This window comes from Staphylococcus sp. HMSC62B09, from assembly GCF_001839115.1.
GTDB classification, from domain to species: domain Bacteria; phylum Bacillota; class Bacilli; order Staphylococcales; family Staphylococcaceae; genus Staphylococcus; species Staphylococcus haemolyticus.
This window is the reverse complement of sequence record NZ_KV840149.1, coordinates 258,694-276,158: the sequence shown is the minus strand read 5'-3', so window position 1 is coordinate 276,158 and position 17,465 is coordinate 258,694. Positions and strand designations below refer to the sequence as shown.

The window sequence follows — 17,465 nt, the reverse complement described above, 5'->3', positions numbered from 1 at the left end:
TAACAATATGAAAAAATTATTAGCCATGACATTAGCACTTGTCCTATTTTTAGCAGCATGTTCCTTAGAATCACCATTGAAGAATGATAAAAATGGTAAAACAAATAAGAAAAAATCAGAAATTACAATAGGCGTAAGTATTTCAACTTTAAATAATCCATTCTTCGTTAAAATTAAAAATGGAATTGAAAAAGATGCTAAAGCACAAGGTATGAAAGTTAAAGTTGTAGATGCTCGGGATGATTCAGCTAAACAAACGAATGACATTGAAGATTTAATTCAACAACAAGTTGATTACTTAATTGTTAACCCAACAGATTCAAGTGCGATTTCAAGTGCTGTGGAGTCAGCGAACAATGAGGGTATTCCAGTAATCACGTTAGATAGATCTGTTGATAAAGGCGAAGTTGCGTCATTTATTGCATCAGATAACGTTGAAGGCGGTAAAATGGCTGGCAACTACTTAGTTGATAAAGTAGGTAAAAATGCAAAAGTTGGAGAACTTGAAGGAGTTCCAGGTGCAAGTGCAACGAGAGAAAGAGGTAAAGGGTTCCATGAAATTGCAGATAAACAGTTAAAAGTAATTGCTAAACAAAGTGCTAAGTTTGATAGAGCAGAAGGATTAAACGTAACGCAAAACATGTTAGAAGCACATCCTGACATTAAAGCTATCTTTGCTCAAAATGATGAAATGGCACTTGGTGCAATCGAAGCAATTGGGGATAAGGATATTCAAGTCATTGGATTTGATGGCAACGAAGATGCAATGAAATCAATAAAAAATGGCAAACTAGATGCGACAATAGCTCAACAACCTGAACTTATGGGTAAAGAAGCAATTAAAGTGGTCAATGGACTAATGAAAGGCGACTCTGTAGATAAACAAATCAAAGTGCCATTAAAATTGAAACAAAGTAAGAACTAAATATGTTTGAAATAAAAAAGATTCTGAGACGGTAAGTCATCTCAGAATCTTTTTTAATTAATAAGTGATTGATGAGAACGTAACAATGCATAAACTGTATCTAGATGTGGTGTGTTCACGTTATGAGATTTTGCCTGTTTAAAGATAAAACCTTGTATTGCTTCGACTTCTAATGGCTGATGATTGATTATATCGTAATACATACTTGTTCCCATATGATCAGGATAGCCAGCATAAATTTGTATAATGTCATCGACGATTGTATTTGGAAACTGTATACCTGATGCTTCGGCTACTTGGTGTCCTTCTTTTAATAGTTGACGACATAGATGTTTGACTTCGTTAATTTTTAAGATTTGAGCAGTATTGTGACCAAGTGCAGTTATAGAATTAATACCTAAATTCACTAATAATTTATACCAAATTTTTTCTTCAATATTGTCTTCTAAAACCATTTCAATTTTGGTTGTATTGAATAATGCTTTTAAATGCGTTGTGGTATCATCTTTTTGCAAATGTAAACGATAATCTCGAAAATGAACGACTTCGTTTCCGGATTTTTGGCCACTTATATATACGACTGCCTGATATTTGTGTTTGAAAGGAAGTTGCGGCAATAAGCCATAACCATTTTGAGCTAAAATAAAGCACGTTTCATTATGTGCGAAATGATGTAATTTTGGAATTAGTGAATTAAGTTGGTGCGTTTTAACCGCAATGATAATAACATCAAATTGCGTATTTATGTCATCAATACTATGGACTTTGATAGTTTCATTTACAGGTTGGAGGGTCATTATCTTATTAGCACGACCGATTAATGTAACGTTTGGCAGTGATTGCTGCAGTTCATAAGCAATCGTCGTACCAACCGCACCAGGTCCAATAACAGCAATTTTCATTTTAAACCTTCCTTTCTGATTAGAATTAAACATATATGTATAGAAGTATTTGTGCACTATAAATATAATCATATAGTATAATCATTTTACTTTTCTATGTAAATTAATCTTTTAATTAAAAAGATGGATAAGCAAAGATAAATATTAGAACAGAAAATGATATGATTTTATATAGAAGTTGATATATAATATTGAATTGAAATAATGGGATAGCAACTTATAAAGTTTTGTTAAAAAATGTGGACATAAATAATAGGAGTTAATTTAAAATGAAAAATTTAGCAAAATTAGTTGAAATGAAACAAGACAAAACAAAAATTTCGATGATTACAGCATATGACTTTCCAAGTGCCAAACAAGCACAGGATGCAAATATAGATATGATTTTAGTTGGTGATTCACTTGGAATGACGGTACTAGGTTATGAAACAACAACACAAGTGACATTAGAAGACATGATCCATCACGGCAAAGCTGTACGTAGAGGTGCTGATGATACTTTTGTAGTAGTGGACTTACCAATTGGCGCAGTTGGTGTAAGTGATGAACATGATTTAAAAAATGCGATAACACTTTATCAAGAAACAAATGCCAATGCGTTAAAAGCAGAAGGTGCACATTTAGTTAATTTCATTAAGAAATCAACACAAATTGGAATACCAATCGTAGCGCATCTAGGATTAATGCCACAAAGCGTTGGTGTTATGGGATATCGATTACAAGGTAGCACGAAAGATGCGGCTAAACAGTTAATTCAAGAGGCACATGCAGTTCAAGAAGCAGGCGCAGTTGCTTTAGTATTAGAAGCAATTCCAAGTGACTTAGCTGGTTTAATTAGTGAGCAATTAGATATACCCGTTATTGGTATTGGAGCAGGAAAAGACACAGACGGTCAAGTATTGGTTTATCACGATATGTTAAATTATGGCGTTGATCGCTATGCTAAATTTGTAAAACAATTTGGCGATTTTTCAGTAGGAATTGATGCCATCATACATTATGATGAAGAAGTTAAGGCAGGCACTTTTCCAGCTGAAGCCCACACATATAAGAAAAAGATATTGAATGAGGTAAACAACAATGACTAAAGTGATTCAAACTGTATCTGAGATGCAACAAATTACACAGGAATTGAAGCGTACAGGTAAAACGATTGGCTTTGTTCCAACGATGGGAGCCTTACATGAAGGTCATTTGAGTATGATGCGTCGCTCAGTTGAAGAGAATGATATTACTGTAATTAGTGTATTTGTAAACCCTCTACAATTTGGTCCAAACGAGGATTTCGATGCCTATCCACGTCAAATTGATCAAGATGTAGCCTTAGTTGAAGCAATTAATGTTGATTATGTATTCCATCCAGCAGTAGAAGAAATGTATCCAAACAAGCTAAGTGTCACGTTAAAGGTAGGACGTCTAGCGGAAGTCTTAGAAGGTGCACAACGTCCAGGTCATTTCGATGGTGTAGTTACGGTCGTAAACAAGTTATTTAATATTATGAGTCCTAATAAAGCATACTTTGGTAAGAAAGATGCACAACAGCTCGCAATTGTTGAAAAAATGGTAGAAGATTTTAATCATCCAATTGAAATTGTAGGTATTGATATTGTACGTGAAGCGGATGGACTTGCACGTAGTTCGCGAAATGTATACTTAACTGACGACGAGAGACAAGAAGCTGTTCACTTGAGTAAAAGTTTAGAAATAGCTCAAACATTGTATAAACAAGGAGAACGACGCAGCCATATTATTGTTGGTGAGATTAAGACATATTTATCGGAATATACAAGTGGTCACATTGATGAAGTTGCAATTTATAGTTACCCTGATTTAGAAGTTGCGACAGAAATACAAGGACAAATTTTTATATCTTTAGCTGTTAAGTTTTCGAAAGCACGATTGATAGATAATATAATTTTAGGAAGTGAATAGTAAGTTATGATTAGAACGATGATGAACGGTAAGATTCATAGAGCACGTGTGACTGAATCAAATTTAAATTATGTCGGAAGTATTACAATTGATGCCGATATCTTAGACGCAGTCGACATTTTACCTAATGAAAAGGTAGCCATCGTAAATAACAATAATGGTGCCCGCTTTGAAACATATGTTATTGCTGGTGAACGAGGTAGTGGCAAGATTTGTCTTAATGGTGCAGCATCTCGATTAGTTGAAGTTGACGATGTGGTGATTATTATGACCTATGTTCAATTAGATGAACGTGAATTAGTTGACCATGCGCCTAAAGTGGCTGTTATGAATGAAAAGAATGAAATTATTCAAATGATTCATGAAAAAGAAGGAACAATAATCAAATAAATAAGTGTGACAGCAATCTAAATAACAAAATTGATTTGATCCGGTAGCTTAAAAGCTATCGGATTTTTGTGTGGGCTGTGTATCAGAGTGTTATAAACATCACCTAAAATTATAACATTTGTATAGTATAATAATATTATATAAAAATGTTATAAGATTAGAGGGATTGCTAATGAAAAAATTTCTATCACTTAGCATCACATTTAAGTTAGTGTTAACAGCCTGCAGTACACTTGAACCATCTAAAGAAAATAAAGCGGAATCTCACACGAAACAAACGGATACTAAGACAACAAAAGACAATAAAAAGCAAAATAAGGTTGATATTAAAAAGAAGGATGAAGAAAAAAACAAAGATATTATACCTAACTTTTCTGAAAGGGAAAAATTGGCTTTAGCTTTTTGTGTCGACCATGTTGACCAATATACATTAACGAAAAATGAAATTTTAACTGGATTTTATTTACCTATAGATCCAGCTGGAGAGGAACACTATAAATTAGTTGATTTTACATTAGTTAAATATGATAAACCTATTACAAATGCGCCAAAAGATATGCATTTTTACACCGTATATCCTGACAAACGAAGTTTCGCTGCCATCATCGGTGTGAATAATGAGAAGATATTCTTAGGAGGAACGCAAGCTGCAATCAGTGATTATAATGAATTAATGCAACATGGAAGAGAAGTAAATTTAAAAGATGTCTATTTAAAAAATAATAAAGCCTTGCCAGAATTAGTAAGTAAAATGCATATTGATAATAAGTATCCTGAAATAAGTTATGACGAGAATGGAATGTCTAATAAAGAGATAGAACGATCGGGTTTAGTAGGTTTACATCTTTGAAATCAAATCTATCAAATTATTGCAGACTTTGAAGGTATTAGTTTAAAAGATTCAGGTTATTTATAGGAAGATGTGAAGCTACTTAATTCAAATGAAGATTGGTCGGTACGATATCGTAATCAAGATGGAGAAATCGTTGGTTCTTATAGAAATATGAATGACAAAATTCAAAAGCTCGATGCTAATGGAAATGTAGTTAAAGAAAAAAAGTTGAATAGTATATAAAAACGCTCAGAATGCAATATATTAGTTTTCTGAGCGATCTTTATATTTAACATATTCCTCTAAGGATTGACCAGATTGTTGTACTTTAGTCGCATTGTTTTTTCCTAGGTAACGCAAATGCCACGGTTCATATTGGTAGCCTGTGATCTGTTCTTTACCTTTTGGATAACGCACGATAAAACCATAACGATGCGCATGTCGCGCAATCCATTGTCCTTCCTTTGTTTCTCCAAATTGTTCACGTAAATTAGCATCTGATCCAATAGCACCCACATCATAACTTAACCCACTTTGGTGTTCAGAAGTGCCAGGACGTGCACTATAACGGTCTGCATTTTCTTCACCATCGCGCGCAACATATTGATTATATAAATTCACTTGTGTTTCGTAACTTCTAAATCCACTAATCTTATAAAGACTCACACCATCTCTTTCAGCATCAGTAAACATTTGTTGTAATGCACGTTGTGCTTTAGGCTCCTCACCAGGATTGTAATCAGATGGTAGTTTAGTTGTTTTATTAACGATTAAAATGCCGTCATAGTATGTTCTACCGTTTATGACTTCCTTCTTCTTTTGTTCATTGCCAGTAGTTTTAGTCGATGCATTACGATCATTCTTATTTTCTACGTCTCGTTCAAAGCTACATGCACATAAAATTAAGGTACTCAAAATTAAAATTGAAAGAAACTTCTTCACAATATAATTCCTTTCCAAAAATATTTTAATATCATATTATTCATTACAATGTAAGATTAGCATAAAAAAGCAAATGAATTAAGATGAAATATAACAATATTACATATAAATTAGATTTTGACAAATGTAATAATATTTTGTAAATTGTAATTAAAGTGAAATATTATTCTTTTTAGAGGTGATGTTTATTGCATGGTAGTTTGATTATTATTGAATCATCTTTAAGCGATTTAAATCCCTCGGAACGTAGAGTTGCAGAGTATATTCTTGAGCATCCAGATGAAATTATTAATTATTCCGTACAAAAACTAGCAGACCTAACAAACGTCAGTGTGGCAACGGTTGTTAGGTTATCAAAAAAATTAAAATGTAAGGGCTTTCAAGACTTAAAGCTAAAAATCGCTTATGACTTAAACGAACTGGGGAATTATCAACGTGGTTATGCAGAAATAGATAAAGATTATTCAATTATGGAGCGCTTTTTTTGCAAGAAATACTTTCAAATAAGTATTTACAAAGTACACTTTTATAAATAAAATATAGTATAATTAATTGATTTTAAAAATGCAAATGATATGAGGAGACATAGATGAAGAAACTATTATTTATGTGTGGGGTGTTTTTACTTTTACTTGCAGCTTGTGGTTCTAATGATGGTTCCAAAGAAGATAGCGCTAAAACGAAATCTAACGCGGAACAAACAAAATCTAAGAAGTCTAAAAAAGACCAAAAGCTGGAAAAGGAAGTAGCAAAGCTTTCTGAAAAACAAAAATTAGCACTTGCCTTCTGTGTGGAGGATGTTGACCGATATACATTGACTAAGAATGAAATTCTAACTGGAATTTATGAATACAAACTTGCGACTGGAAATAAAAACTTTAAACTAGTTGATTTCAAACTTGTGAAGTACGATGATAGCATCAAAAATGCTCCAAAAGGTATGAATTTCTATAATGTATCACCTAATAAAGGGAACTTTGAAGCATTAATCGGAGTTAGTAATGATAAAATCTTTATCGGACGTATGCAATCTGGTTCATTAGATTACAAAGATTTATTAGGAAAAGGTAAAGAAGTAAAATTAATTGATGTCTATAAAGCGAATAAAGACAACAAAGCTTTACCAGAATTAACTGATAAGATAAATATTGTAGATAATTTATCTAAAAAAGATAAAGAAAATAACAATCCATTATCTGCAGAATACTTAGAGAAATCAGGAACAGTTAATACACATTTTCGTAACCAAGTGTATCAAATGATTTCAGATTTCGAAGGTATTGCAGTAGGTAAGACAAACTATTTATGGGACGATGTTAAAATGGTTGGTCATAGTGGGGATTGGATTGTGAATTATCGAAATAAAGATGGCGAAATTTTAGGTACATATAAAACTAAAAATAATAAAATTATTAAGTTAGATGCTAACGGTAAAGTTATAAAGCAAGAAAATTAATAAGCTTACACTAAAGTTCTTAGGTTAATTGAATTAGCTTGAGAACTTTTTATATAGGGTTTTATAATTATGCCAGTATGATACGATAAATATAAGGGGAAGACGGCAATTAAAATCATACAAAGGAGTTTATGCTTATGAATCCAAAAGTAGGTTTTGGCGAAGCATTTAAGTTGTTTTGGAAAAATTATTTTAATTTCAAAGGTCGCTCAAGACGAAGTGAATACTGGTTTATGCAATTATGGCATTTAATATTTTATGGACCCGCTCTGATTCTTTATATTATGTCATTAATCATGATTATGCTCTCAGCAGGGTTTCAATCTAAAGCTTTATCCATTGTAAGCGTAGTTATGTTAGTTATCACAATCATTTATATAGTTTTATACGCAATTATTACATTCATTCCTAATTTAGCAATGACAGTCAGACGTTTCCATGATACGAATCGTACGATGTTTATTCCTATTTTATCAGTTGTATTAGGTGTGATATCTTTTATTGTCCAATTGATTTGGAATATTAGTGACCCTAATGGTGAAAATGGTTGGGCATTGCTATTTATTCTCCTATTTGCTCTAGTACAATTTGCTATTTCAATTTATCAGTTAGTAATCACATGCTTAAATAGTAAATTTAATAAAAATAAATATGGAGAAAGCCCTAAATTCAAAGGACATTATGAATAATTCAATGTTCTAATTCAATATGCTTATCAACATAAATTAAGGTTCAACGTGCAGTTAATGATTAACCATGTTGAACCTTTTTAGTATATCTATTTACGTTTACCTACATGCCATTTCCAATATGTGAACATGCGTAGGAGATATTCTAATGGACCATATCGGAAGTGTCTTTGATGCAATGTTGCTAATAGCACTAAAACAATATAGATAAATACGAATAAAATGCTTGTGTAAATGAGTATATCTTTGCCAAATAATCCTAGACCGTAACTATAGAAGATGAGTGTACCAATGATACTTTGTGTAATGTAAACGGTAAGAGATATTTTGCCGGCATTTTCCAAACCTTTAAAAATTGGATGTTTCTCATAGTGTTGATATAAATATTTAAATAAACTCATGTAACCTAAAGATAAAACAGGTCCAAATATAGCTACAAGCGTTCCTGAAATTTTGTCGTTGCCTAACCAAAGTAGAGTTGATTTGGCAATAATAGATACTGGAATAAGGTATATAAATAGTTTCGACGACCAAAAGTGCCTTGCATCTTTCTCGAACCAACCACATCTAGAAAGAAAGATTCCTAAAGTGAATAATGGTATTTCAAAAAGTATAGCTATCAAGAAGATAGCACCTTTATTATCACCTAATTGATCTTCTAACTCCGCAAATTTAGGAGATGTCGCTATATCATCTACGTGATGGATATCATTATAACTACCTTCTGTATAAATCTTTTGCACTTTATGAATATATGAAGCTGAATCATATTTGTCAGATGATGTAGACGCTTTTGAATCATCAAACATAGACCAAATACCCATCACGAGCATGAGAGAAATAATTACAATATTAAACCATTTGAAAGCTTTGGTACTTAGTGAAATAAAAGGTATTACACATAACATAGCTAAACTATAAGCCAATAATATATCGCCTTCCCATATGTAACTTGCATGGATAAAGCCTAATATAAGTAAGAAAATGGCACGACGTAATAATTTTAATCTAGGCCGTGGCAATCCTTTTAATTTCATAGACTGATAAAGTTTATCCATCGAAAAGCCAAACAGTATTGCAAAAATAGGTAAAAAACTTTCTTCAACAAGTATGATGATAAGGTTGAATATTCCTTGGTTTACAGGGTTTAAATGGAAATGTTCGATGTAGTCTTTGCCAGATAAACTAAATTGAAATATAAGTAGATTAGCAAGAAATATACCTAATAAGCTGAACCCTCTTAAACTATCAGCAATTGTAATTCGTTTCATAATGTCACCTCAATACTCACAGTAAACAATAATGATAAAATCTAGCATAATTTCGTCTTAAATCTACCTTAAATCATCAATTAAACTATAAAGAAGCGTGGTGACAAAATCACAATTTGATCTCATCATCCCACTTATATAGATAATGTTTTACATTAAACAATGTTAATCCAAATTTTTAACCTGATCCTTAGCTCTTTTGTAGATTTTGTTAGGGAAGTTAGTAATTCGCAACAATTCAATTGCGTTTCTCGTATTCGCTTTACCTTTTTTAATCTTGTAATCAAAGTGGATTTCATCGTTTTCAATCGTTTCATTAAAGTGATAGTTTTGATAATTGTCCTTTAATAATTCTGAAAGTTCGATATCATGTGTCGCTGCTACAATTCTGTACTCTGGTTGATGATTCAAATATGATAATACAGATTCTGATGCTGCAATACGTTCAGTTGTATTCGTGCCTTTAAAGATTTCATCGATGAAACAGTACACTGGCATATGCGTCTCTATATCGAAAAGACGACGAATAGATTTCAACTCAGCCATGAAGTAACTATCGCCCGACAGAACATCATCGGCATTAGCCATTGACGTATAAACTAAGCAGGGACGATAGCTAAACGCATCCGCCGTCGCAGTTTCTATCGTTTGTGCAAGAATAAGGTTAATTGCTACAGCTTTCATAAATGTTGATTTTCCTGATGCATTCGACCCCGTTAGTAGAATATTGTGGTTAATGTCGAGGTCGTTTGGGACTGCATTTTCCAGTAAAGGATGAATCAAATTAGTGAATGTTAATGTTTGCTCATTTGAAAAGGCAGTCGGCTCACAATAAGTGTCTAATGTGCGTCGATACATGGCTAATGAATAGTGATTATCTAAGGTGCTTACATAGTCATAGCAGGCCATTACCTCGTCTTGATATCGATAATACGTATGCTGGATGATATGAAAAAGGAAATAATCTACCATGAATGCCATCTTGAGTAACATGATAAATGCGCCGCCGATATCTTGATCGCCCACTTTACCTAGTAGACCACTAAATAAACGTGCCCCTTTAAAGTGACTAAAGTTCGTATTAACTTCTGGTGTGCCTTTAATTTGGTCGAGATGATAACCTTCCTTAAGGACTTTCGCTGTATAGAATAATGACTTTAAATCTTGATCATAAGTACGTTTCAGGGTACCGGATAATACAATATTTAGTAGAATCGAAAATAAAGTTATAAGTACTCCAGTTGATGGAGAAATGAAACAAATAATGAGTCCAATAAATGGTAGAAATGGACAAATCATAAATAAATTATTTCGCTTTATTGCTTTAAGTTGATCAGGGAAGATAGGGTACACCACTTTACCAATAGAAGCGAGATGATAAGATACATTGACCCTAAATGTTTCATCATTATTAAATTGGTCTAATAGTTGTTTGTTATTAACCTTAAACATATTGCGTAATGTGGCAAACCAACGCATTTCTCCAATAGATGTGAAGTTAAAGTTACTACGATGGAAGATTTCTTCCATATTTAAATCTGACCATGTTTTATCATCTATGAGGTTGTTATGTTGGTCACGTTTGAGTTTGAATTGATAATCGAAGCGGGAATTTGGGCGTATGAAGTTCTCAATAGGCTTCTTATTACGCCAAAGTGTATGTATGTGGTTGATCAATTTCCTCTTGTCTATTATTGTCACAACAACATTTACAATCAAGCCTAATATGATAATACCGATTACCAATAATGCATAGGTCTGATAAATATTCATAACTAAACTCCTTATAAAAATTAAATCATCTACACAATTATTTCATAATTTTATGCAATTAACAAAAGTAGATAAGATAAAAAATTTCAATTCATACATTAGAGGTTTATACACATCGAAATGATTAAATTTTTAATTGCTTCATATTGGTTTCTTAGTGTACATCAGTTATGCTTATAGAGAAATGTAAAAACACAATTGGGTTGGTAGTCCCAATGCAAATGTAATCATTTGTCAGTAACCTTCCTCCTCAGGTCGTCCCTCATTTCAAGTTATATATAGAGGAGGGACAATCATTGGAATTATCAATATTTCATGATGGTCAGTTTTTCATAGGATTGGTTGAATATAGGGAAGAAGATAGGGTTAAGTTGGTGAAATTTACCTTTGGAACTGAGCCAAATAGTGCTGAAATTTTTAATTTTATTTATGGTCATTTAGATGAATTGATAAATCAAACGAAAGTTTCCATTGAAAAAAAGAAACCAAAAAAAGTAAATCCTAAACGTTTACAAAGGCAAGTTGCTAAAGAACAGAAACAACCTAAAACTTCTACTTATGCTCAAAAAGCAATCAAAAAAGAGCAAGAAATGAAAAAAGTGCAAAGTAAAAAGAGTAAGAAATTAAAGAAAGAACAGACAAAAGCACGCAAACGACAGCTTAAAGTTCAAAAAAATAAGCAAAAGAAAAAGGGACATTGAGTCTCGCGAAAATAGGATCTCAAACATTTTATATGTATGAGTTCTATTTTTATTTAATCATTCGCCTTATAACTTTGCCACATAGATTTCATGTCATTGCTCATGATATGCTTATTGATGACATAGGAGGATTTGACTGATATGAAAGATAAATATATATCATCTATAACTCATTATTCACATCGTCATCAACGACATTTTGTAGGTGAACGTTTATGATGACTTTTTTAGCCATTCTCATTTTTGTTATTACTTTGATTTTTGTTATTTGGCAACCTAAAGGACTAGATATAGGAATTACTGCTGTTGTAGGCGCAGCTTTAGCGCTTATTACCGGAGTTGTTGGTTGGTCTGACATCGTGGAAGTAACAGATATTGTTTGGAACGCAACTTTAACATTTGTCGCTGTCATCTTGATTTCACTTATTCTGGATGAAATTGGTTTCTTTGAATGGGCTGCATTACATATGGTTCGAGCATCTAAAGGGGACGGTTTCAGAATGTTTGTTTACATTATACTCCTTGGTGCGATAGTGGCAGCATTTTTTGCGAATGATGGTGCTGCACTTATCTTAACGCCAATCGTTTTAGCGATGGTACGTCATCTTGGATTTAGTAAGAAAGTGATCTTTCCTTTCATTATCGCAAGTGGCTTTATCGCTGATGCAACGTCGTTACCTTTTACGGTGAGTAACTTAGTGAATATTGTTTCTGCGGATTACTTCAACATTGGATTTGTAGAATATTTGAGTCATATGCTAATACCAAATATATTCTCACTTCTAGCAAGTATCATTGTATTATGGATTTATTTTCGAACAACGATTCCAAAGACCATTGATATTCGAAAGGTTCAAAGTCCTGGTGCCGCGATTAAAGATCAGAAACTATTTCGCATATCTTGGCTTGTTTTAGCAATACTATTAATAGGTTATATTGTCAGTGAGTTTATACACTTACCAGTGTCTCTGATTGCCGGAATTGTCGCTATTATCTTCCTACTCTTGGCACGCCAATCAGATGTTGTTTCTACTGGAAAAGTAATCAAAGGTGCGCCATGGAATATCGTGATTTTTTCATTAGGTATGTATTTAGTCGTATTTGGACTTAAAAATGTTGGCATTACAACCATCTTAGGTCATATATTTGCATCTATATCTGCGCATGGTTTATTTACTAGCATTATGGGCGTAGGTTTTATCTCTGCAATTTTATCATCGATCATGAATAACTTACCGACCGTTTTAATTGATGCGATAGCAATACATCAATCACAAGTGACAGGTATCCTTAGAGAAGGTATGATTTATGCGAATGTAATAGGGTCTGACTTAGGTCCGAAGATTACACCTATAGGTTCATTAGCCACTTTATTATGGCTTCACGTTTTAGCTCAAAAAGATGTCAAAATATCATGGGGCGTTTACTTTAAAACAGGAATAGTCATTACGATTCCAGTACTCTTTTTCACGTTGCTAGGACTATTTCTTACATTACTCATTTTTTAAAAGGTGAAAATCATAATTCGCAATGGGAATAACAGTTAGGCATTCATACGTATCTTTTGAGAATAGACAAACATAGGGATTAAATTTTTTGATACTATTTTAAAGTATATTCAAGAGAAGTTAGATTGCTCACCATCCCAAAATGTTAATGTATAAATCGACCATTCAAACAGTTAATTGCTAACTTTTATACACCGTGCAGTCTAACCTCCTTGTAATATAAGGCTTAGATATATACATAGTTGAATATACATATTTTGTCACTATTAATTGGAAGTATACTTTTTAAAGATAATTGATTAGTTTAGTGAGAATAACTTAAGTGAGGTAACGGATGTTTCGTCTATGATCCGTCTATCTCACTTTTTTACGTTTTAGAGTTGATTTGTAAGGACAATATGCTAATTACATTTAAATGAGCATATATGTTTGTAAAAATAGAGATTCATAGTATCTTGAACGTATAAATATTCTAATTCTATTGAGTTGAGAATGTGAAAGCATTAATTGTATATGCCCATCCTGAACCAAAGTCATTCAATAGTGCATTAAAAGATAAAGCTGTAGAAACATTAGAAGCACAAGGTTATGAAGTTAAAGTTTCGGATTTATACGCAATGGATTTTGATCCAGTTGCTAGAAAAGAAGATTTCAAAAACTTAACAGATCCTGAATTCTTCAAATACGCAGTAGAACAAAAAAATGCATATGATAACGATAAATTAACATCAGTGATTAAGGAAGAATTTGAAAAACTGTTATGGGCAGACTTAGTTATTTTCCAATTTCCACTATGGTGGTTTAGTGTTCCAGCCATACTTAAAGGTTGGTTTGATAAAATCTTTATGTTTGGTGGCATTTATGGTGGAGAATATGACCGTTATGACAAAGCCCGATTAACAGATAAAATAGCCATGATTTCAACTACGACTGGCTCACCCGAAGGAAGCTATGCTGCAAATGATTTCTCAGGAGATATTTATGATCAAGTATTATTCCATATTAACCATGGTATGATTTATTTCTCTGGTATGACAACATTAGAACCATTTATTGCTTATTAAGTTAGCCATAGTGAAGAAGTAAGACGTGACTATCTTGAACAATTAGCTGAAAAATTAAAACATATCGATGACATTCCTAGAATTCATTATCACAAATTAGAAGATTTCGATGATAACGGACAATTAAAATAGACATTTTTGAAATACAAGCATCACCAAAATGAATCATTCATTCATTTTGGTGATGCTTTTTTAATTGTAAGTATTTATAGGTCTAGCACATCGCTGAAATGATGAAAATAACAAATGTAATTTAAAATGTAAATGTATATCATCTGATAAATAGGGTATGATGTATATAATCATCTGATGATATACATTCTATTCTATTTAAGGTGTTGATGAGTTATGGAAGAAAAGAAGCATAAGAAATTTAAGTTTAAGACGCCTCATACATATGCTTTATTAATGTTTGTTATTTTTCTAGCTTGGTTATTAACTTACATTATTCCAGCTGGTGAATATGCGCGTGAAAAGAAAGGTGATCAAACACTTGTCGTTTCAGGAACATACCATACTGTGGAATCGGCAAATATCAATTTCCTCGAAATATTCAGGTCAATTCCTGAAGGACTAATCAGTGGCGGAGAAATCGTATTCTATATATTCCTAGTAGGTGGTGCCTTTGGCATTATTCATAAGACGGGTGCTTTCGAAAATGGTGTAAACAAAGCAATGAGAATGTTAGGGAAGGCCAATTTCCTAATGATTCCATTGACGATGACGATATTCTCTATATTAGGATTTACAATTGGATTAGCAGAAGAAACAATTATCTTTGTTCCAATTGGCATTATAATCGCTCGAACATTAGGTTACGACGCCTTAACAGGTGCTGCAATGGTTATTTTAGGTGCTGCCAGTGGTTTCAGTGGAGGTATGTTAAATCCCTTTACAGTTGGTGTGGCACAAACCGTTGCTGAACTACCAATGTTCTCAGGCTGGGGTTTACGTACAATTATCTATTTATTTATCTTAACTGCAGCCATTTCTACAGTTATGTTATATGCACGTAAAGTGAAGAAAGATAAGTCAAAAAGTATTGTGTATGAGCTAGAAAAAGAAGAAGGTCATATTATTCAAGAAATCACTTATCAACACTTTAGTAAGAGACAAGCAGCTAGCTTACTTATTATAGTTGCTACAATTCTATTTAACGTATTTGGCATATTTGTATTCGATTGGACGTTTAATGAGATGAGCGCCAATTTCTTACTTGCTGGTATTGTTGCAGGTTTAGTAAGCGGACTTGGATTGAATGGTACATTTGACGCATTAATTGAAGGAATGCAGAACATTTTATTTGGCGCAATGATTGTTGGATTCGCTAAAGGAATCGTTGTTATTTTGGAAAATGGTAAAATCATCGATACGATTGTCCATGGCATGACAACATTGCTATCAGATATACCAGCTTCATTTGTTATTATTGCTATGTTTATATTACAGTTCTTACTTAATTTCTTTATACCATCTGGATCGGGTCAAGCATTAACAACAATGCCATTAATGGTACCAATATCAGATTTACTGCATATTAATCGTCAGTTAACGGTACTCGCTTTCCAATATGGTGATTCAATCAGTAACATTTTATTCCCAACTTCAGCAATCTTAATGGGAGCATTAGCTGTTGGACGAATTACTTATACTCAATGGATTAAATTTGTGTGGAAGTTGATACTATTATGGGTAATTATTTGTGCTGTGGCGATGTCGATTGCGCTTATAATTGGTTATTAAAAATTTCTCAAGAAGCACTTGGAAATTTGTTTAAAGGCTTGACGGGTAAGACTGACGCTTGTCTGAAGTTAGTAGGAAGTACGTCTAAAAAACGCTGTCATAACAATGTAAAGGCGGGTTTCTAAATAAATAGGAACCCGCCCTTTAAATGCTTGAATTTATCAATTATTTAAAAGATTATAAAAATCTATAAAACAACACATAACAAAGATGTGTCGATTTTGTTATAAAGATTTTGCTCAATTCAAAATAGTTTTAGTATATAATACTGTGTAACACCATTTGAAAGGAGCAACTTATGAACTTAAATAGTATTAATTTAGTTTCAGGTATTTTATGCTTATTATCATTTTTATTAGTAGTTTCTATCATGTTTACGAGCATGTTCTGGTTTCTTCCAGGATTGTTTGTGATGTTATTAGCTATTATTGCAAATGTCTTAGGCATCTTGAAAGGCAATAAAGCCATAAATATTACAATGTTAATTTTAAATATTGTATTTTTAGTTATTTTCTCAAGCCCTTTATTATTAGCTTAATATTTTGAGAAAATTATATATATCTTAAATTTCCAGAGGAAGTGGGATAGAAATTAATGTAATGATTAATTTCTGTGCTCGCTTCTTTTTTATTTATCCTTAATAAGGGTATATAGAAGGTATTGATAAAGATAGCTAAGGGGGATTTATAATGGATGTAAGATTTCCGATAGGAGAATTTGAAGCGCCAACAAATTCAACATTAATTGATGTGAAACAATGGATGAGTGAAATTGAAGCATATAGTGATCAGTTGAAGGAAACGGTTCATCAATTGAGTGATGAGCAGTTAGAACGTCGTTATCGAGAAGGAAGTTGGACGGTTAGACAATTAGTACATCATATTGCAGATTCTCAGATTAATTTGTATGAAAGATTGAAAATGGCACTGACTGAAGATGACGTAACGGCGTTCATGTTTAATCAAGAATGTTGGGCAGAGTTGCCAGACTCTAAATTACCTATGCAAGTTTCAATTACTATTTTAGAGGGACTCAACCAACGCATTGTAGAGATGGGAAATCATGTTACTGAAGGTGAATTAAATCGTTCTATCAAGTTATCAGATGGTAGCAATGTACCGGTTTCAGAATTACTTGCGAAATTATCATGGCATGAGCGTCATCATTTAGAGCACATTAAGATTGCATTATCCGACCAAGGCGTATCAAAAGAGTAGTAAATACAGTTATAAAGTTGAGCGTCTACAACTTAAGAATGAACTTTGTCGAAAGCAAGTGTAATTCATCAAACTAATATGATAAAACTGCTATAATCTGTACCTACCAAGAGAAAGATA

The 17,465-nt window shown here is 32.7% G+C and carries 19 protein-coding genes; 15 read left to right on the top strand and 4 right to left on the bottom strand.

The annotated features are described in order from the left end of the window. Positions 1–7 precede the first annotated feature (7 nt). On the top strand, positions 8–925 hold the full coding sequence (locus tag HMPREF3265_RS07935) for a D-ribose ABC transporter substrate-binding protein (RefSeq protein WP_037550866.1): 918 nt from the start codon (positions 8–10) through the stop codon (positions 923–925). A gap of 53 nt (positions 926–978) precedes the next feature. Here HMPREF3265_RS07935 and HMPREF3265_RS07930 read toward each other — a convergent pair whose 3' ends face one another. Further along, positions 979–1,827: an oxidoreductase gene (locus tag HMPREF3265_RS07930; RefSeq protein ID WP_070861282.1), complete on the bottom strand. Its 849-nt coding sequence runs from the start codon at positions 1,825–1,827 to the stop codon at positions 979–981. Between the two features lie 269 nt (positions 1,828–2,096). On the opposite strand from HMPREF3265_RS07930, the gene panB reads away from it, so the two are divergent. The 5 genes from panB to HMPREF3265_RS12935 all read left to right on the top strand — a co-directional run bounded on the left by panB (position 2,097) and on the right by HMPREF3265_RS12935 (position 5,224). Beyond that, positions 2,097–2,915 (top strand): 3-methyl-2-oxobutanoate hydroxymethyltransferase, encoded by an 819-nt coding sequence (gene panB / locus HMPREF3265_RS07925; RefSeq protein ID WP_070440403.1) that lies wholly within the window; start codon positions 2,097–2,099, stop codon positions 2,913–2,915. Beyond that, positions 2,908–3,759: a pantoate--beta-alanine ligase gene (gene panC, locus HMPREF3265_RS07920; RefSeq protein WP_037550861.1), complete on the top strand. Its 852-nt coding sequence runs from the start codon at positions 2,908–2,910 to the stop codon at positions 3,757–3,759. Before panB ends, panC begins: the two co-directional genes overlap by 8 nt. Before the next feature lie 6 nt (positions 3,760–3,765). Then, positions 3,766–4,149 (top strand): aspartate 1-decarboxylase, encoded by a 384-nt coding sequence (gene panD, locus HMPREF3265_RS07915; protein WP_011274512.1) that lies wholly within the window; start codon positions 3,766–3,768, stop codon positions 4,147–4,149. 172 nt (positions 4,150–4,321) lie between these two features. After that, positions 4,322–4,999, top strand: a complete 678-nt coding sequence (locus tag HMPREF3265_RS07910) for a hypothetical protein (protein WP_256323924.1) — start codon at positions 4,322–4,324, stop codon at positions 4,997–4,999. 72 nt (positions 5,000–5,071) lie between these two features. Further along, positions 5,072–5,224 carry a hypothetical protein gene (locus tag HMPREF3265_RS12935; RefSeq protein WP_240556536.1) on the top strand — a complete coding sequence of 51 codons (153 nt, stop codon included), beginning with the start codon at positions 5,072–5,074 and terminating at the stop codon, positions 5,222–5,224. A 21-nt stretch (positions 5,225–5,245) separates the two neighbouring features. Here the strand turns inward: HMPREF3265_RS12935 and HMPREF3265_RS07905 are convergent, their stop codons facing one another. Continuing rightward, positions 5,246–5,923, bottom strand: coding sequence for a M15 family metallopeptidase (locus tag HMPREF3265_RS07905; RefSeq protein ID WP_037550859.1), 678 nt, complete (start codon positions 5,921–5,923; stop codon positions 5,246–5,248). A 188-nt stretch (positions 5,924–6,111) separates the two neighbouring features. Here HMPREF3265_RS07905 and HMPREF3265_RS07900 point away from each other — a divergent pair, with 188 nt between their 5' ends. The 3 genes from HMPREF3265_RS07900 (at position 6,112) to HMPREF3265_RS07890 (ending at position 8,068) form a co-directional block, all read left to right on the top strand. Further along, positions 6,112–6,459, top strand: coding sequence for a MurR/RpiR family transcriptional regulator (locus tag HMPREF3265_RS07900; protein ID WP_070861280.1), 348 nt, complete (start codon positions 6,112–6,114; stop codon positions 6,457–6,459). A gap of 53 nt (positions 6,460–6,512) precedes the next feature. Beyond that, entirely contained in the window at positions 6,513–7,379 is an 867-nt protein-coding gene (locus HMPREF3265_RS07895) for a hypothetical protein (protein ID WP_049394779.1), read from the top strand. 137 nt (positions 7,380–7,516) lie between these two features. Further along, complete coding sequence (locus tag HMPREF3265_RS07890) at positions 7,517–8,068, top strand: DUF805 domain-containing protein (protein WP_070861278.1); 552 nt, start codon at positions 7,517–7,519, stop codon at positions 8,066–8,068. 89 nt (positions 8,069–8,157) lie between these two features. Here the strand turns inward: HMPREF3265_RS07890 and HMPREF3265_RS07885 are convergent, their stop codons facing one another. Both HMPREF3265_RS07885 and HMPREF3265_RS07880 read right to left on the bottom strand, forming a co-directional pair. Further along, a complete protein-coding gene (locus tag HMPREF3265_RS07885; RefSeq protein WP_053024372.1) occupies positions 8,158–9,339 on the bottom strand; it encodes a DUF418 domain-containing protein in 1,182 nt (393 codons plus the stop codon). Positions 9,340–9,504: 165 nt separating this feature from the next. Beyond that, positions 9,505–11,112 (bottom strand): MutS-related protein, encoded by a 1,608-nt coding sequence (locus HMPREF3265_RS07880; protein ID WP_070861276.1) that lies wholly within the window; start codon positions 11,110–11,112, stop codon positions 9,505–9,507. 296 nt (positions 11,113–11,408) lie between these two features. Here HMPREF3265_RS07880 and HMPREF3265_RS07875 point away from each other — a divergent pair, with 296 nt between their 5' ends. The 6 genes from HMPREF3265_RS07875 (at position 11,409) to HMPREF3265_RS07850 (ending at position 17,345) form a co-directional block, all read left to right on the top strand. Then, on the top strand, positions 11,409–11,813 hold the full coding sequence (locus HMPREF3265_RS07875; protein ID WP_037550847.1) for a YjdF family protein: 405 nt from the start codon (positions 11,409–11,411) through the stop codon (positions 11,811–11,813). Between the two features lie 218 nt (positions 11,814–12,031). After that, positions 12,032–13,321 carry an arsenite efflux transporter membrane subunit ArsB gene (arsB, locus tag HMPREF3265_RS07870; protein WP_070861301.1) on the top strand — a complete coding sequence of 430 codons (1,290 nt, stop codon included), beginning with the start codon at positions 12,032–12,034 and terminating at the stop codon, positions 13,319–13,321. A gap of 494 nt (positions 13,322–13,815) precedes the next feature. Continuing rightward, a complete protein-coding gene (locus HMPREF3265_RS07865) occupies positions 13,816–14,385 on the top strand; it encodes an NAD(P)H-dependent oxidoreductase (protein WP_256323923.1) in 570 nt (189 codons plus the stop codon). A gap of 348 nt (positions 14,386–14,733) precedes the next feature. Then, positions 14,734–16,128, top strand: coding sequence for a YfcC family protein (locus tag HMPREF3265_RS07860; RefSeq protein ID WP_070861274.1), 1,395 nt, complete (start codon positions 14,734–14,736; stop codon positions 16,126–16,128). Positions 16,129–16,426: 298 nt separating this feature from the next. Then, positions 16,427–16,666, top strand: a complete 240-nt coding sequence (locus HMPREF3265_RS07855; RefSeq protein WP_011274531.1) for a hypothetical protein — start codon at positions 16,427–16,429, stop codon at positions 16,664–16,666. 151 nt (positions 16,667–16,817) lie between these two features. Beyond that, on the top strand, positions 16,818–17,345 hold the full coding sequence (locus HMPREF3265_RS07850) for a YfiT family bacillithiol transferase (RefSeq protein WP_053038229.1): 528 nt from the start codon (positions 16,818–16,820) through the stop codon (positions 17,343–17,345). Positions 17,346–17,465: the final 120 nt, after the last annotated feature.

Bases quoted from the DNA above. Each gene is read 5' to 3' on its own strand.
- panB (WP_070440403.1), top strand. From the start codon at position 2,097: ATGAAAAATTTAGCAAAATTAGTTGAAATGAAACAAGACAAAACAAAA.
- arsB (WP_070861301.1), top strand. From the start codon at position 12,032: ATGACTTTTTTAGCCATTCTCATTTTTGTTATTACTTTGATTTTTGTT.
- HMPREF3265_RS07880 (WP_070861276.1), bottom strand. From the start codon at position 11,112: ATGAATATTTATCAGACCTATGCATTATTGGTAATCGGTATTATCATA.
- HMPREF3265_RS07935 (WP_037550866.1), top strand. From the start codon at position 8: ATGAAAAAATTATTAGCCATGACATTAGCACTTGTCCTATTTTTAGCA.
- HMPREF3265_RS07855 (WP_011274531.1), top strand. From the start codon at position 16,427: ATGAACTTAAATAGTATTAATTTAGTTTCAGGTATTTTATGCTTATTA.
- HMPREF3265_RS07850 (WP_053038229.1), top strand. From the start codon at position 16,818: ATGGATGTAAGATTTCCGATAGGAGAATTTGAAGCGCCAACAAATTCA.
- panD (WP_011274512.1), top strand. From the start codon at position 3,766: ATGATTAGAACGATGATGAACGGTAAGATTCATAGAGCACGTGTGACT.
- HMPREF3265_RS07930 (WP_070861282.1), bottom strand. From the start codon at position 1,827: ATGAAAATTGCTGTTATTGGACCTGGTGCGGTTGGTACGACGATTGCT.
- panC (WP_037550861.1), top strand. From the start codon at position 2,908: ATGACTAAAGTGATTCAAACTGTATCTGAGATGCAACAAATTACACAG.
- HMPREF3265_RS07895 (WP_049394779.1), top strand. From the start codon at position 6,513: ATGAAGAAACTATTATTTATGTGTGGGGTGTTTTTACTTTTACTTGCA.
- HMPREF3265_RS07885 (WP_053024372.1), bottom strand. From the start codon at position 9,339: ATGAAACGAATTACAATTGCTGATAGTTTAAGAGGGTTCAGCTTATTA.
- HMPREF3265_RS07860 (WP_070861274.1), top strand. From the start codon at position 14,734: ATGGAAGAAAAGAAGCATAAGAAATTTAAGTTTAAGACGCCTCATACA.
- HMPREF3265_RS07910 (WP_256323924.1), top strand. From the start codon at position 4,322: ATGAAAAAATTTCTATCACTTAGCATCACATTTAAGTTAGTGTTAACA.
- HMPREF3265_RS07890 (WP_070861278.1), top strand. From the start codon at position 7,517: ATGAATCCAAAAGTAGGTTTTGGCGAAGCATTTAAGTTGTTTTGGAAA.